This window comes from Acidimicrobiales bacterium (assembly GCA_040219085.1).
In the GTDB taxonomy this organism is placed as follows: Bacteria; Actinomycetota; Acidimicrobiia; order Acidimicrobiales; family JAVJTC01; genus JAVJTC01.
Map to the genome: position 1 here is coordinate 89,489 of JAVJTC010000009.1, position 13,111 is coordinate 102,599.

The 13,111-nt window shown below is 70.1% G+C and carries 12 protein-coding genes; 8 read left to right on the top strand and 4 right to left on the bottom strand.

All coding sequences use genetic code 11. The annotated features are described in order from the left end of the window. The first annotated feature begins 7 nt into the window (after positions 1-7). Positions 8-1,153 (top strand): acyl-CoA dehydrogenase family protein, encoded by a 1,146-nt coding sequence (locus RIE08_04145; GenBank protein ID MEQ8716779.1) that lies wholly within the window; start codon positions 8-10, stop codon positions 1,151-1,153. Continuing rightward, on the top strand, positions 1,150-1,926 hold the full coding sequence (locus RIE08_04150; protein MEQ8716780.1) for an SDR family NAD(P)-dependent oxidoreductase: 777 nt from the start codon (positions 1,150-1,152) through the stop codon (positions 1,924-1,926). Before RIE08_04145 ends, RIE08_04150 begins: the two co-directional genes overlap by 4 nt. Before the next feature lie 19 nt (positions 1,927-1,945). On the opposite strand, the gene RIE08_04155 is transcribed toward RIE08_04150, so the two are convergent. From RIE08_04155 to RIE08_04165, 3 genes are read right to left on the bottom strand one after another with little or no spacing between them, the layout of a single operon-like run. Then, the gene (locus RIE08_04155; protein MEQ8716781.1) at positions 1,946-2,764 is read right to left on the bottom strand and encodes an ester cyclase; all 819 of its coding nucleotides are present in this window, start codon (positions 2,762-2,764) and stop codon (positions 1,946-1,948) included. Between the two features lie 2 nt (positions 2,765-2,766). Further along, positions 2,767-3,552, bottom strand: a complete 786-nt coding sequence (locus RIE08_04160; protein ID MEQ8716782.1) for an enoyl-CoA hydratase/isomerase family protein — start codon at positions 3,550-3,552, stop codon at positions 2,767-2,769. Next, the gene (locus RIE08_04165; GenBank protein ID MEQ8716783.1) at positions 3,549-5,147 is read right to left on the bottom strand and encodes a carboxyl transferase domain-containing protein; all 1,599 of its coding nucleotides are present in this window, start codon (positions 5,145-5,147) and stop codon (positions 3,549-3,551) included. The genes RIE08_04160 and RIE08_04165 overlap by 4 nt, the downstream gene beginning before the upstream one ends. Positions 5,148-5,288: 141 nt before the next feature. Between RIE08_04165 and RIE08_04170 the strand changes: the two genes are divergently transcribed. Together RIE08_04170 and RIE08_04175 are read left to right on the top strand one after the other, a co-directional pair. After that, entirely contained in the window at positions 5,289-7,067 is a 1,779-nt protein-coding gene (locus RIE08_04170; GenBank protein ID MEQ8716784.1) for a biotin carboxylase N-terminal domain-containing protein, read from the top strand. Further along, positions 7,064-7,675, top strand: a complete 612-nt coding sequence (locus RIE08_04175; protein ID MEQ8716785.1) for a TetR/AcrR family transcriptional regulator — start codon at positions 7,064-7,066, stop codon at positions 7,673-7,675. The genes RIE08_04170 and RIE08_04175 overlap by 4 nt, the downstream gene beginning before the upstream one ends. Before the next feature lie 42 nt (positions 7,676-7,717). Here the strand turns inward: RIE08_04175 and RIE08_04180 are convergent, their stop codons facing one another. Further along, entirely contained in the window at positions 7,718-8,629 is a 912-nt protein-coding gene (locus tag RIE08_04180) for a TIGR03619 family F420-dependent LLM class oxidoreductase (GenBank protein ID MEQ8716786.1), read from the bottom strand. Positions 8,630-8,713: 84 nt separating this feature from the next. Between RIE08_04180 and RIE08_04185 the strand changes: the two genes are divergently transcribed. The 4 genes from RIE08_04185 to RIE08_04200 all read left to right on the top strand — a co-directional run bounded on the left by RIE08_04185 (position 8,714) and on the right by RIE08_04200 (position 13,109). Next, a complete protein-coding gene (locus RIE08_04185; GenBank protein ID MEQ8716787.1) occupies positions 8,714-10,363 on the top strand; it encodes an AMP-binding protein in 1,650 nt (549 codons plus the stop codon). Continuing rightward, a complete protein-coding gene (locus RIE08_04190) occupies positions 10,360-11,532 on the top strand; it encodes an acyl-CoA dehydrogenase family protein (GenBank protein MEQ8716788.1) in 1,173 nt (390 codons plus the stop codon). The genes RIE08_04185 and RIE08_04190 overlap by 4 nt, the downstream gene beginning before the upstream one ends. 61 nt (positions 11,533-11,593) lie before the next feature. Further along, positions 11,594-12,088 carry a nuclear transport factor 2 family protein gene (locus tag RIE08_04195; GenBank protein ID MEQ8716789.1) on the top strand — a complete coding sequence of 165 codons (495 nt, stop codon included), beginning with the start codon at positions 11,594-11,596 and terminating at the stop codon, positions 12,086-12,088. A 49-nt stretch (positions 12,089-12,137) separates the two neighbouring features. After that, the gene (locus RIE08_04200; protein ID MEQ8716790.1) at positions 12,138-13,109 is read left to right on the top strand and encodes a TIGR03621 family F420-dependent LLM class oxidoreductase; all 972 of its coding nucleotides are present in this window, start codon (positions 12,138-12,140) and stop codon (positions 13,107-13,109) included. The last annotated feature ends 2 nt before the right edge of the window (positions 13,110-13,111 follow it).

A 13,111-nucleotide genomic window follows, 5' to 3' on the forward strand; every position in this document is an offset into this window, starting at 1 on the left:
CGACCACGTGAGACGCCGGCTCTACGACAACGACCACGAGCAGTTCAGGGCGGCGTTCCGGACCTTCCTGGAGCGCAACGCCGTCCCCCACGCCGACGAGTGGGAGGAACGCGGGACCGTCGACCGCGGTTACTGGCACGAGGCCGGCAAGGCGGGCTTCATCGGCTTCGAGGCACCCGTGGAGCACGGTGGACTGGCGATCCGCGACTTCCGCTACAACGCCGTCATCACCGAGGAGATCGTCCGATCGGGCGTCAACGGCGACGCCTTCACGATGGCCAATGACATCCTCGCCCCCTACCTGATCGAGGTCACCGACGAGGCCCAGGCGCAGCGGTGGCTCCCCGGTTTCGTCAGCGGAGAGCTCATCGCGGCGCTCGCGCTCAGCGAGCCGGGAGGGGGTTCGGACCTCGCCGCTCTCGCCTCCACGGGGACGTGGCACGGCGACCGCATCGTCATCAACGGATCGAAGACCTTCATCACGAGCGGCGCCACGGCCGACCTCGCCCTCGTGCTGGTCCGCACGGGCGAAGCCGATGGTCGCGGGATGACCCTCGTCGCCGTCGAAGCCGACACCCCGGGCTTCACGAGAGGCGCACCGATGCACAAGATCGGCCGCCGCGCCCAGGACACCGCGGAGCTGTTCTTCACCGACTGCGAGGTTCCCGCTTCCAACGTCCTCGGCGAGCCGGGTGAGGGCTTCCGCCTCGTCATGCGGAACCTCGCCCGCGAGCGGCTCTCGATCGCGGTGAACGGGGTGTGCGTGGCACGACGGGCCCTCGACTTGACCCTCGACCACACCCGTGAACGCAAGACTTTCGGTAAGCGCCTCGTGGACCATCAGAGCGTCCGCCACGCCGTCGCGGAGATGCACACCGCCATCGAGGTCACCCAGAGTCACATCGACCGCTGCATCGTCGCACTCGACGCCGGTGAGCTCACCGCGGTGGACGCCGCGGCGGCCAAGTTCCACGCCACCGAACTCGAGTTCGCCACAGCGGACCGCTGCCTGCAGCTCTTCGGTGGCTACGGCTACATCGAGGAGTATCCGATCGCGCGGCTCTGGCGCGACGCCCGGGTCACCCGCATCTACGGTGGGGCCAACGAGATAATGCGCGAGATCGTGGGGCGCGACATCGCCGGCAGACCATGACCGGGCCGTCGCCATCCACCCCCCTGCCGGACCTGACCGGACAGGTCGCGCTCGTCACCGGCACGACGTCGGGACTCGGGCGCCGCTTCGCTGAGATCCTGGCTGGCCACGGCGCGACGGTCGTGCTCACGGGCCGACGGGCCGACCGCCTCGAGACGATGGCCACCGAGTTGCGGGCCGCCGGTCACAGCTGCATGCCGCTTCCGCTCGACGTCACGGACGCTGCGTCGCTACCCGCTGCGGTCGACCGGATCCGCGATGAACTCGGCATGGTCACGATCCTCGTCAACAACGCCGGGATCCCCGACGCCCGGCTCGCGCACACCATGCCGCTCGATCTCATCGACCGCGTACTGGACACGAACCTGCGGGCTCCGTACGTCCTGTCGTGTGCCGTGGCGCGTGGTCTCATCGAGTCCGACCGTCCGGGCCGGATCGTCAACATCTCCTCGATGTTCGCCCGCACCTACGCCGATGCCGGGGCATCGCTGTACTCGGTCACCAAGGCCGGCGTGGTCCGCATGACCGAGGTACTCGCCGTCGAGTGGGCGCGGCACCGGATCAACGTGAACTGCATCATGGCCGGAGCGGTGGCCACCGAGATGCTCGACGGCATGATCGAACGGGTCGGCGACCCTTCCGAGGGCTTTCCCCGAAAGCGCCTCATGACCCCCGCCCAGATCGACTCGACGCTGCTCTACCTCGTGTCGCCGGACTCGGAGGCGGTCACGGGCGCGACCATCGCCGTCGACGACGGCCAGTACGCCCGCTGAGGGATCGGGCGGGGATCGTTCAGCCGGCTCCGGCGGAGAGGCGCTTGTCGAGCCCGAGGCGGTCGGTGATGACCCGGGCGGTCACGATGCCCCCGGTCACCGTGCCGATCCCCGAGAAGTAGTGGAGGACCTCGGTGCCGACGGCATCGTCCTGCCCGTCGAGACCGCCCACGTAGACACCCCGCCAGGTGGCGTGGAAGCCGAATTTCGTGCCGGCGCTGAACAGGTCGTCGACGGTGACGTCGGTCACGTCGATACGCGGCTGCTTCGAACCGGGAGCGTGCCCGCGATCGTCGACGACGATCCCCTCGCCGTCGAGGCGTCCCTCCTCGAGCCACCGACGCGCTGCCGCCTCGGTTCCCGCGTCGGCCGGCACAGCGGGAACCACCCACGGGTCCAGCGCCGGTGGGTCGAGCGGTGTCGGTACGCCGGAGCTCAACTGGAGGCGACGGGCGAAGTAGTCCTGCTCCACCCAGTTCTCGAGGAGGCGCGCTCCGTCCCAGTCATAGACGCCGATGCCGCTCCAGGATGCGGTGTTCCCGTCGAAGCGGTTCGATGCGCCGTGCTCGGAGAAGTGCAGGGCGAGGCGGTCACCGTTCGAGACGACGTCGTGCGCCACGATCCCGAGATACGGGAACTGCCGGTACTGCGCGGCGACGGCGGGCTTGTACGCGTCGTCGCGGCCCCGGACGTCGTGTCCGCCCATGTGGAGGCAGTACCCGGGATCCATGATCTCGTCACACACCGACGCGTCGTGGGTGTTCGTGTACTCGACCACGTACCGCCACATGAGGGCGACGAAGGGGTCGGCCGCCAGTTCACCGGGTCCGTCGGCCATCGTCAGCGTCCCTCGTAGCGGGGCGGGCGCTTCTCCTGGAAGGCGACCACACCCTCGTCGGCGTCCTCGGTGGACTGCAACATCGCGATGGCGTCCACGGAGCTCAGGTAGCGGGTGTTCAGGCCGCCGTTGATCGCCGCCTTCGCTGTCGCCAGCGCGATCGGAGCGGACTGCCCTATGCGTTCGCCCAGGGCGAGTGCCCGTTCGTGCAGCTCTGCGTGGGGCACGACCTCCTGAACGAGGCCGATCCGCTCGGCGCGTGCAGCGTCGAGGTGCTCGCCCGTGTAGACGAGGTAGCGGGCCCAGCCGGCGCCGAGGTGGTCGAGGAGGCGGTAGACGCCGAATCCCGGAGCGAGACCGATACGCGCCTCGGGCACGCCGAATCGGGCCTGGTCGGATGCGATGATCACGTCGCACGCCAGCGAGAGCTCGAGCCCACCACCGAAGGCGATCCCGTTCACAGCGGCGATGACGGGCTTGGAGCACTGTTCCACCGCCTGGAACGTCCTCATGCAGTCCAGGATGAAGTCCCGCCGGTCGCCGACGGTCTCCAGAGCCAGGTATCCGTGGATGTCGCCCCCCGCCGAGAAGGCGCGGTCGCCGTCGCCGGTGATCACGACCGTGCGGACCGAACTGTCCGCCTCGGCCTCCGTCAGGGCGTCGCGAAGCGCCGCCCAGAACGTCCGTCGCTGTGCGTTCATCCGGCGGTCGGCCATCATCGTGACGACCATCACGGACCCTTCGCGCCCGACGGTGATGTCGGGATCGGTCCCGTCGGTCTCGGTCATCGCCTCGTCTCCCTCACTCGTCCGGAGGATCCCCACGCCACCTCGAAGCTGCGAGCCACCACCCGCCGGGTCTGCGCCGGGTCTATGACGTCGTCGAGGTGGAAGTTGGCGGCAGCTTCCCAGGGTTGGGATTCGTCGTGCCACTCGCGCTCGAGCTCCGCGTGGGCGGCGTCGAAGGCCTCCTGCCCCCCGTCGGCCATGGCCTGTTCGAGGACCCGGCGGTGAACCGCGGCGATACCCACCTCCGGCGCCATGAAACCCAGCTCCGCGCTCGGCCAGGCGTAGACGAAGTCCGGCCGCGTCGGGCGGCCGCCCAGAGCGAAGTGCCCGCCCCCGTACGCCTTGCGGATGACGACGGTGACCTTGGGGACGGAGGCCCGGGCGATGCGCGCGGTCACGGTCTCGTAGGCGTGGAGGATCCCGCCTCTCTCGGCATCGGTCCCGATCAGGAGCCCCGGCACGTCCTGGAGGAACAACAGGGGCAGGTTGAACGTGTCGCAGATGTCGACGAACGCGGCCTCTTTGGCGAGCGCCGACGGGTCGAGCGCACCGGCTCCCTCCAGGGGTTGGCTGGCGACGACACCGACGGGCTGGCCTTCGATCCGGGCGAGGAAGCAGACCACCGCGGGGCCCCACCGGTGCCCCCACGGGAGGATCGAGTCACCGTCGACGATGCTGGCCACCACGGCGTGCATGTCGTAGCCGCGTCGTGGATCTGAGGGGACGAGACCGGCGATGGCGGCCGGGTCGGTGGCGGGTTCACGGGGCACCGCGAGCGGTGCCGCGTGCGCCTCGGTCGGGGGCATGAAGGACAGGAACGCGGCCAGAGCCTCGAAGGCGTCGTCTTCGGCCTCGACCGTGAGATGGACGTTGCCGGCGGTCTCGGCCAGTTCCGGCCCGGCAAGCGATCCGTGGTCGACCTTCTCGCCGATCGCCCGGCCGACGACGGAGGGTCCCGACAGGGCACACGACCCGGCCTCGATCATGACGACGAAGTGGGAGGTCGAGGCGTGCAGGGCGGCATCGCCGTAGCTCGGCCCGAGCACCGCTGCGGCCCGCGGCACGTGGGGCACACCGGGCGGGGATTCGAGGAAGGTCCGGAAGTCCAACGGCAGACCTGAGAACCGCCAACCCATGACGTCGGGCATACGACCACCGTCGGCATCGCACAGGTAGACGATGGGCGTTCCCGCGCGCTGGGCCATCTCGATCAGCCGTCCCTGCTTGCGCATGCTCACGGGGGCCGTCGTGCCGGCGAGGATCGTCGAGTCGATGCCGATCAGCGCCACCTCCCGGCCGTCGATGCGTGCATAGCCCGTGACCACGGCATCAGCGGGAACGGGCTTGTCCCGACGGAACTCGGGCTCTGCGAGAAGGCCGACCTCGTGCCAGGTTCCGGGGTCCACGAGCCGCTCGACGCGTTCACGCACCGTCAGCCGGCCCGACTCGCGGTGCCTCGCGATTCCGGCCGGACCGCCCATCGCGAGCGCGATCTCGCGCCGGCGCGTCAGTTCCGCCATCGCCGGGTCGACGTCGGGTGACGATGCGTCCCCCGAGGTCACAGCCACATCGTTTCGGAGTGCTTCATCGGTCATGTCCAACCCATCGTGTGGAGCGCACGGCCCAGCGACGGCGGCCGCACCCTGCGCGTACCGCGGATGTGACGCTGCGCCCGTTACTTACTGACCGTATAGTAAGCACCGGGTGACACGTCCACAAGTGAGAGGGGACCGCACATGATCGAGTCGCTACTCGTCGCCAACCGCGGCGAGATCGCCGTACGGATCGTGCGCGCCTGCCGAGACCTCGGCATCGAGTCGATCGTGGCCCACAGCGACCTCGACGCCGACTCCCCCGCCGTGCGACTCGCAGACCGCGCCGTGGCGGTCGGCGACGGCTCCCCCCGGCCCTACCTCGACGGCGCGGCCCTGATCACGGCCGCGCTGGACACCGGCGCGGGCGCGATCCACCCTGGCTACGGCTTCCTCGCGGAGAACGCCCCTTTCGCGGAGATGGTGGAGGCGGCCGGCCTTGCGTTCGTCGGGCCGGCGGCGGCGACGATGGCGCTTCTCGGCGACAAGCTCTCGGGCCGCGACGTCGCCGAACGCGCGGGCCTGCCCGTGCTCCGGGGCCACCCGTTGGGGGGCGCCTCGACGGTCGACGCACCGGTGCTCGAGTCGATCGGCCTACCCGTGCTGGTCAAGGCGGCCTTCGGGGGTGGCGGGCGTGGCATGCGGCGGGCGGACTCGGCCGCGGAGCTCGATGGCGCCATAGAGGCGGCCCGACGCGAGAGTGCCGTCGCCTTCGGCCGTGACGAGATCTACATCGAACGCCTCGTCGATCGACCCCGCCACGTGGAGGTCCAGATCTTCGGCGATCCCGACGGCCGGGTCTTCCATCTGGGCACCCGGGACTGCACCATCCAGCGGCGCCACCAGAAGCTCATCGAGGAGGCCCCGGCGGCGCACCTCCCCGCCGACGTCGAGGAACGGATGCTCACGGGCGCGGTGGCCCTCGCCACCGAGGTCGGCTACCGGGGGGCGGGCACCGTCGAGTTCCTGTTCGACCCCGTGAGCGGGGAGTTCTTCTTCCTCGAGGTCAACGCACGCCTGCAGGTCGAACACCCCGTGACCGAGCTCGTCACGGGGGTGGACCTCGTGCGGGCCCAACTCGTCGTCGCCGGCGGCGAGGCGTCCGGACTCGACCAGGACGCCATAGCCGTACGCGGCCACGCGATCGAGGCCCGGATCCTGGCCGAGGACCCCGCCGCGGGGTTCCAGCCGGCCACGGGCCTGATCTCGCGCCTGACCCTGCCGTCGGGACCGTGGGTGCGCGTCGAGTCAGGCGTCGCCCCAGGCTCCGAGGTCACCGCCCACTACGACTCGCTGCTTCTGAAGGTCTGTGCACTCGGAGAGGACCGTCCGACGGCGATCGCCCGACTCCGACGGGCCCTGCGCGAACTCGAGGTGGTCGGGGTGCCCACGACCGCCGCGTTCATCGACGCGGTTCTCGGATCCCCACCGTTCTCAGAGCTGAGCTGTTGGACGGGGGCCATCGACGCCGGTGAGATCCGGGTGCCGTCGGACGGGCCGACCGGGACGGTCGAGGTGTCGCCCGCGGCCTCGGCCGTGGCCGGCAGCGGCGAAGCCCCGACCGAGAGGATCGCCACGATCAACATCGGCTCGAGTGACCTCCACATCGCCATCCCCGTACGCGGCTCGACGAAGCGGACCGCCGAGATGACCCGAACTCGGCGGGAACGTTCCGGAGGCCGATCGGAGGGAGCCGCCACCCGCGGCGCGGTCGCGCCGATGGACGCCGTACTGCTCCACTACCTCGTCGCCGTCGGTGACAGCGTGGAGGGTGGCGCCACCGTGGCCGTGGTCGAGTCGATGAAGCTCGAGACCCACATCACGGCCGACCGCGCCGGTGTGGTCACGAACCTCCACTTCGCCGAGGGCGACCTCGTGCGACGTGGCGACGTGCTCGTCGACGTCGCGGAGCCCGAGGTGTGAGCACCCGAACCGACGGAACAGACACGCGCCCCGGGCTCCGGGCCGAACGGCGCGGCGAACTGCTCGACGTCGCCCTCCGCCTCTTCTACGAGAAGGGCTACGAACGGACGAGCCTGCAGGACATCGCCTCGGAGATGGGGTTCACGAAGGCTGCGATCTACTACTACGCCGACAGCAAGGAGGAGCTGCTCGTCGACATCTACCGACGCATCGTCGAGCCTGCGATCACCTCCGCGCGTGAGATCGCCGACGGGCCCGGGTCCGGGGCGGAGCGCTTCACACGGCTGGTCGAGACACACCTGCGGGTGTTCCTCGCCAACGTCGAGGCGAACGCCGTGTTCGAGATCCAACGCGACGGGCTCTCCCCCGCCGCGGCCGAGACCGTCCGGCGACACGGTCGGGAGTACGGGTCGATTCTCAGCACGGTCTACTCCGAGGGCGTCGCCGACGGATCACTGCGCAGAGCCGACCCGAAGGTGACCGTCAACGCCGTGCTCGGGCTGTGCAACTCGGTGCACCGCTGGTTCGATCCCCGTGGGGCGCGGACCGTGGACGAGCTGGTGGCGGAACTGACCGACCTCATCGGTGTGGGCATCGACCGCCGCTGACACCGACAGCAGGTCGAGGCACGGCCGTCGGCGACGCTGGACTCAGCCCCGCGCGGCTTCGAGGATCGGCCGGCACCGCTGCGGAACGGCGAGCCACGAGGCCGCGCTGTCGACCTCGTCCCAGAAGTTCGCCTCCACGATGACCTCGGCGAAGCCGGCCCGGCGGGCCTCGGCGGTGACGGCGGCGATCCGCCCCACGGCGTCGGCCGGGGAGTCGGCCTCGTGGGGAAGCTGCAGGAACGTGCGGAAGTGGACGGTCAACGGCGCCATTCCCGCGGGCCGGTCCCCGTTCATCTCGGCGACCTTCTCCGCCGCGGCGTCGACGGTCCAGCCTGCGGGGTTCCACCCGTCGAAGCGGCGCTGGGTCCGCTCGATACCGGCGCCGGACCACATCCCGGAGATGAGCGGCGGCCGCGGCGACTGGACGGGCTTCGGTCGCACGACCGACTTCGGCACCTCGACGTAGGGACCGTGGTGCTCGACGGGGTCCTCGCCCCAGCACGCGAGCAGCGCGTCCAGGAAGTCGTCGAAGCGACGGCCCCGGGTGGCGACATCGGTTCCCGCGGCAACATGTTCCTCGGCGTTCCAGCCGACACCGAGTCCCACGTCGAGGCGCCCACCCGAGAGGAGGTCGACCGTCGCGAGGCTCTGGGCCAGCGGGGCCGGCCAATGGTTGCCGGCGACGAGGACGCTGGTACCCAACCGCGGCGTCGTGGTCCACGCGGCGGCAGCGGCGAGCAACTCGGTGGGTCCGAGCACGGACCTGTAGGGCTCGGGCACCGTGGAGCCGGAGCGGCCGCCGTACGGGCGCTGCGGCTCCAACGGGTAGAGGAAGTGATCCTGGACCCAGAGGCTGTCGAAACCGATCTCCTCCGCGGACTCACAGAAACCCCGGACGACGTCAGCCGTCACGTGGGAGCCGAGCTGGGGCAGACAGAGACCGACACGCGTCACAGCCGTACGATAGATGTCGGCACAGCGGAGCGCAGGCAGCCGGGGGGCGCCTGCCCACCACAGGGGGACGGCGCGCTGACACTCGTGTATGCCGACATCTGGGAGGCACTGGCGGACACGATCGGTGACGCCCCCGCCGTGACCCACGGAGCGCGCGAGCTGACCTGGAGTCGGTGGGAGAACAGGTCCGCACGCCTGGCGGCCTTTCTCGCAGCCAACGGCGTCGGACGTGACGACCGCGTGGCGCTCTACCTCCACAACTCACCCGAGTACCTCGAGGCCCACTTCGCCTGCTTCAAGTCACGCTCGGTCCCCGTGAACGTGAATTTCCGCTACCGCCCCGACGAACTGGCCCACGTGCTGCTCGACGCCGACGCACGCGCCGTCGTCTACGACGCGACCCTCGCCCCGGTCGTCGCCGACGTGGTCGAACGGGTGCCGGGCATCCGGGCACTGATCGAGGTCGACACGCTCGGCGAGCCGACCGCCTCGGCGAGCGTCGGGGGAGCCGTCGCCTACGAAGAGGCTCTCACCGCCGATCCCGCACCTCGGATCGGTCGCGACCGCGACGACCTCTACATGATCTACACCGGCGGAACGACCGGCGTACCCAAGGGTGTCGTCTACTCGATGGGCTCGTTCACCGACTGGCTCGGCGGCGTGGCCGCGATGACTCTCGGTGTGACGCCCTTCGACTCCGTCGACGACGTTGTGTCGGCCGTGTCAGCCGTCGAGCCCGACCGGATTCCACGCTCGCTGCCCGTCTGTCCCCTGATGCACGGCACCGGGATCTGGCTGGGGGCCGTCGTCCCGCTGACCTGCGGTGGTGTCGTCCATCTCCTCAGATCCCACAGCTTCGAAGCCGCCGAGGCGTGGCGCGTGGTCGCCGAGAAGGGCGCGAACCGAATCGTGCTCGTCGGGGATTCGTTCGCCCGCCCACTCCTGCGCGAGCTCGCAGCTGCCCGGGAGCGGGGCGAGCCCTACGACACGACGAGCCTGGCAGCGGTGATCTCCTCGGGGGCGATGCTCTCGGCCGAGGTCAGTAGGGACTTCATAGAGGCCGTTCCAGGCCTCGTCGTACTCGATGTCCTGGGAGCGTCCGAGGGCGGTATCGGCTCGGCGGTCGCCGCCGCCGGCGCGCCGCGCCGGGCGGGCGAGTTCACCCCACTCGAAGGGACCCGCGTCTTCGACGACACCGACACACCTCTGGAACCGGGATCGGACCAGATCGGTTGGGTGGGTCGCTCCGGCCCCGACGTCCCCCTGCGCTACCACAACGACCCCGAAAAGTCGGCCCGTACCTTTCGCACGATCGACGGGGTGCGCTACGCGTTCGCGGGAGACCTCGCGACCGTCGGGGCCGACGGCTCGATCACCCTGCTCGGCCGGGGCTCCAACGTGATCAACACCGGCGGCGAGAAGGTCTTCGCCGAGGAGGTCGAGGAGACCCTCAAGAGCCATCCCGCAGTGGACGATGCGCTCGTCGTGGGTATGGCGGACGACCGCTTCGGCGAGACCGTGGCCGCCGTGCTCGCCCGCTCCCCCACGGCGGGCGCAGCGATGAGCGACGACGAACTCGTGACGCTCGCCACATCGCACGTCCACGGCCGCCTTGCCGGCTTCAAGACACCGCGTAGGGTCCTTGTCGTGGATCGCGTCCCCAGGGCCGCCAACGGCAAGGCCGACTACGCAACGGTCCGCGCACTCCTCGAACCGACCGGAGACTCCGAATGATCGACTTCAGCCCCGAACCCGGCGACCTGGAGCTGGCCCGCCGCACCGCGACGTTCGTACGGGATCAGGTCGTTCCCTACGAGTCGGATCCCCGGTGGGGTGAACACGGCCCCACCGACGAGCTCAAGAACGAACTCGTCGCTCTGGCCGGAGCCGAGGGCCTCCTGTCCCCTCACGTCGCCGAGCGCTACGGCGGTCACGGACTCAGCCACGTCGGCCGCGCGATCGTCTTCGAGGAGGCGGGTTGGTCGATGCTCGGACCGATCGCCCTCAACATCGCCGCCCCCGACGAGGGCAACGCCCATCTGCTCGAGCACGTCGGCACCGACGAGCAGAAACAACGGTGGCTCACCCCCCTCGCCGCCGGCGAGATACGAACGTTCTTCGCCATGACCGAACCCTCCCCGGGGGCCGGCTCGGATCCCTCGATGCTCGCGAGCACCGTGCACAGCGACGGGGACGAACTCGTCTTCAACGGTCACAAGTGGCTGATAACGGGCGCACCGGGTGCCGCTGTCGGCATCGTGATGGCCCGCGACGACGAATTCGACGGCGCCACCATGGCCCTCGTTCCCTCCGACACCCCCGGGATCACGATCGACCGCGTGCTCGACACGCTCGACAGCTCCTTCACCGGTGGCCACGCCGAGATGACCTTCACCGACGTCCGGGTCCCCGCATCCACGGTGCTCGGCGAACGCGGCGAGGGGTTCCGCTACGCGCAGGTGCGGCTCGCGCCCGCCCGTCTCACCCACTGCATGCGCTGGCTCGGCGCCGCCCGACGCGCTCACGACACCGCCGCCCGCTACGCAGCCGAACGCGAGGCCTTCGGAGTCACCCTCGGGGCCCACGAGGGCGTGAGCTTCATGCTCGCCGACAACGAGATGGACATCAGAACCGCGCGGCTGCACATCCTCCACACGGCATGGATGCTGGACCGCGGTGAGCGGGCCGGCAAAGCCTCGTCCATGGCCAAGACGGTCTGCGCCGAGGCGATCTGGCGGGTCGTCGACCGCAGCATGCAGATCCTCGGGGGCAGGGGCGTCACGTCGGACACACCCGTGGAGCGGATCTTCCGTGACGTGCGGGCGTTCCGCATCTACGACGGCCCCTCCGAGGTCCACCGCTGGTCCATCGGCCGGCGGGTGCTGCGGGACCTCGACCGTTGAGCGGAGCGAACCGCGCCGCCGCCCTCCGACCCGCACCGGGCACGCTGGCTACGATCGCACCGTGATTCCCACCGACGCCGACACCGCCTGGCTCCTCGACCGCACGCGCATCGTCGAGACCGTCTACCGCTACGCGACGGGCATCGACCTGCGGGACTGGGAGCTGTACCGGTCGATCTTCGCCGAGCAGGTCACCATGGACTTCTCGTCGTGGAACGGTCGACCGCCCGTCACGCTGGACGCCGACGAGTGGGTCGCCGACGTGGTCCCGTTGTTCGAGGGACTCGACGCCACACAGCACACGCTGAGCCAGCCGATCGTGGAGATCGACGGCGACCGGGCCACCTGCACCGTCTACATGAAGGCCGAACACTTCCTGTGGAACGACCGCGGTGACGACTGGCACTCCCTCGGGGGCTACTACACGGACACGCTCGTGCGCACCGACGCGGGTTGGCGCATCGACGGCGTCACCTTGACCGTGCTGTGGAACAAGGGCAATCGCGGCGTACTGCAACTGGCTCGGGAGCGCACAGCGAAGCGCGCCGTCGAGTGATGCCGACCGTCGGCTCCGGGGACCACAGACGTCGACATCTGGGCGTCGGGTGACGGCCCGGCCGTTCCGTTTCGCCGTCCAGTCGGGGGGTACCGACACCCCGGACGCGTGGCGTGACCTCGCCCGACGGGCCGAGCAACTCGGATACTCGACGTTGGCCGTCGCAGACCACTACATCGGCCCCGGCCCCGCGCTCGAGGCCGCTAACCACCCGGTCCAGCAGCTGGCGGCGATCCCGGCGATGACGGTTGCCGCCGAGGCGACCACGGACCTGTCGGTCGCCTGCCGTGTCCTGAGCACCGGCTATCACAACGCCGTCGTGGCGGCGAAGGAACTCGCCTCGATCGACTGGTTCTCCGGGGGCCGCGTCGAGGTCGGTCTCGGCGCGGGCTGGGTCTCGTCGGAGTACGAAGCGATGGGAGTGCCCTTCGAGCGGGCCGGGCGGCGCGTCGACCGCCTCATCGAGTTCACCTCCGTCCTGCGGGCGTGTTTCGCGGGCGGGCCCGTCGACGAGAACGGCGAGATCGTCTCGGCCTCGGGATTCACAGCCGTGCCCGAGCCACCGCACGGTCGGCCGCCCCTGATGATCGGTGGTGGCTCGCCACGCGTTCTGCGGTTCGCCGGAGGCGTCGCGGACACCGTGTCGGTGAACTTCGACAACTCCTCGGGCCGGATCGGCGCCGAGGGCATGGCCAGCGGGGCAGCCGAAGCCACGGCCGCCAAGATCGCCTGGGTGCGTGACGGTGCCGGAGACCGCTTCGCCGACATCGAGCTCGAAGTCGGCGCCTACTTCACGGCGGTGACCGGCGATCCGCAGCGTGCGCTCGACCGCATCGCCACGACGGTCGGCGTCGCGCCGGAACTGCTCGACGGGAACCCCCACGTCCTGGTCGGTTCCGCTGAGGAGATCGTCGACACGTTGCTCGCTCGCCGCGAACAGCACGGGTTCTCCTACGTCACAGTCGACGACCGGGTCATGGAGGCCTTCGCTCCGGTCGTCGCCGCTCTCGCCGGACGCTGAGC

What these genes read in the sequence shown, in the direction of transcription:
- RIE08_04150 (MEQ8716780.1), top strand. Translation starts at nt 1,150, where the DNA reads ATGACCGGGCCGTCGCCATCCACCCCCCTGCCGGACCTGACCGGACAG.
- RIE08_04170 (MEQ8716784.1), top strand. Translation starts at nt 5,289, where the DNA reads ATGATCGAGTCGCTACTCGTCGCCAACCGCGGCGAGATCGCCGTACGG.
- RIE08_04155 (MEQ8716781.1), bottom strand. Translation starts at nt 2,764, where the DNA reads ATGGCCGACGGACCCGGTGAACTGGCGGCCGACCCCTTCGTCGCCCTC.
- RIE08_04190 (MEQ8716788.1), top strand. Translation starts at nt 10,360, where the DNA reads ATGATCGACTTCAGCCCCGAACCCGGCGACCTGGAGCTGGCCCGCCGC.
- RIE08_04165 (MEQ8716783.1), bottom strand. Translation starts at nt 5,147, where the DNA reads ATGACCGATGAAGCACTCCGAAACGATGTGGCTGTGACCTCGGGGGAC.
- RIE08_04160 (MEQ8716782.1), bottom strand. Translation starts at nt 3,552, where the DNA reads ATGACCGAGACCGACGGGACCGATCCCGACATCACCGTCGGGCGCGAA.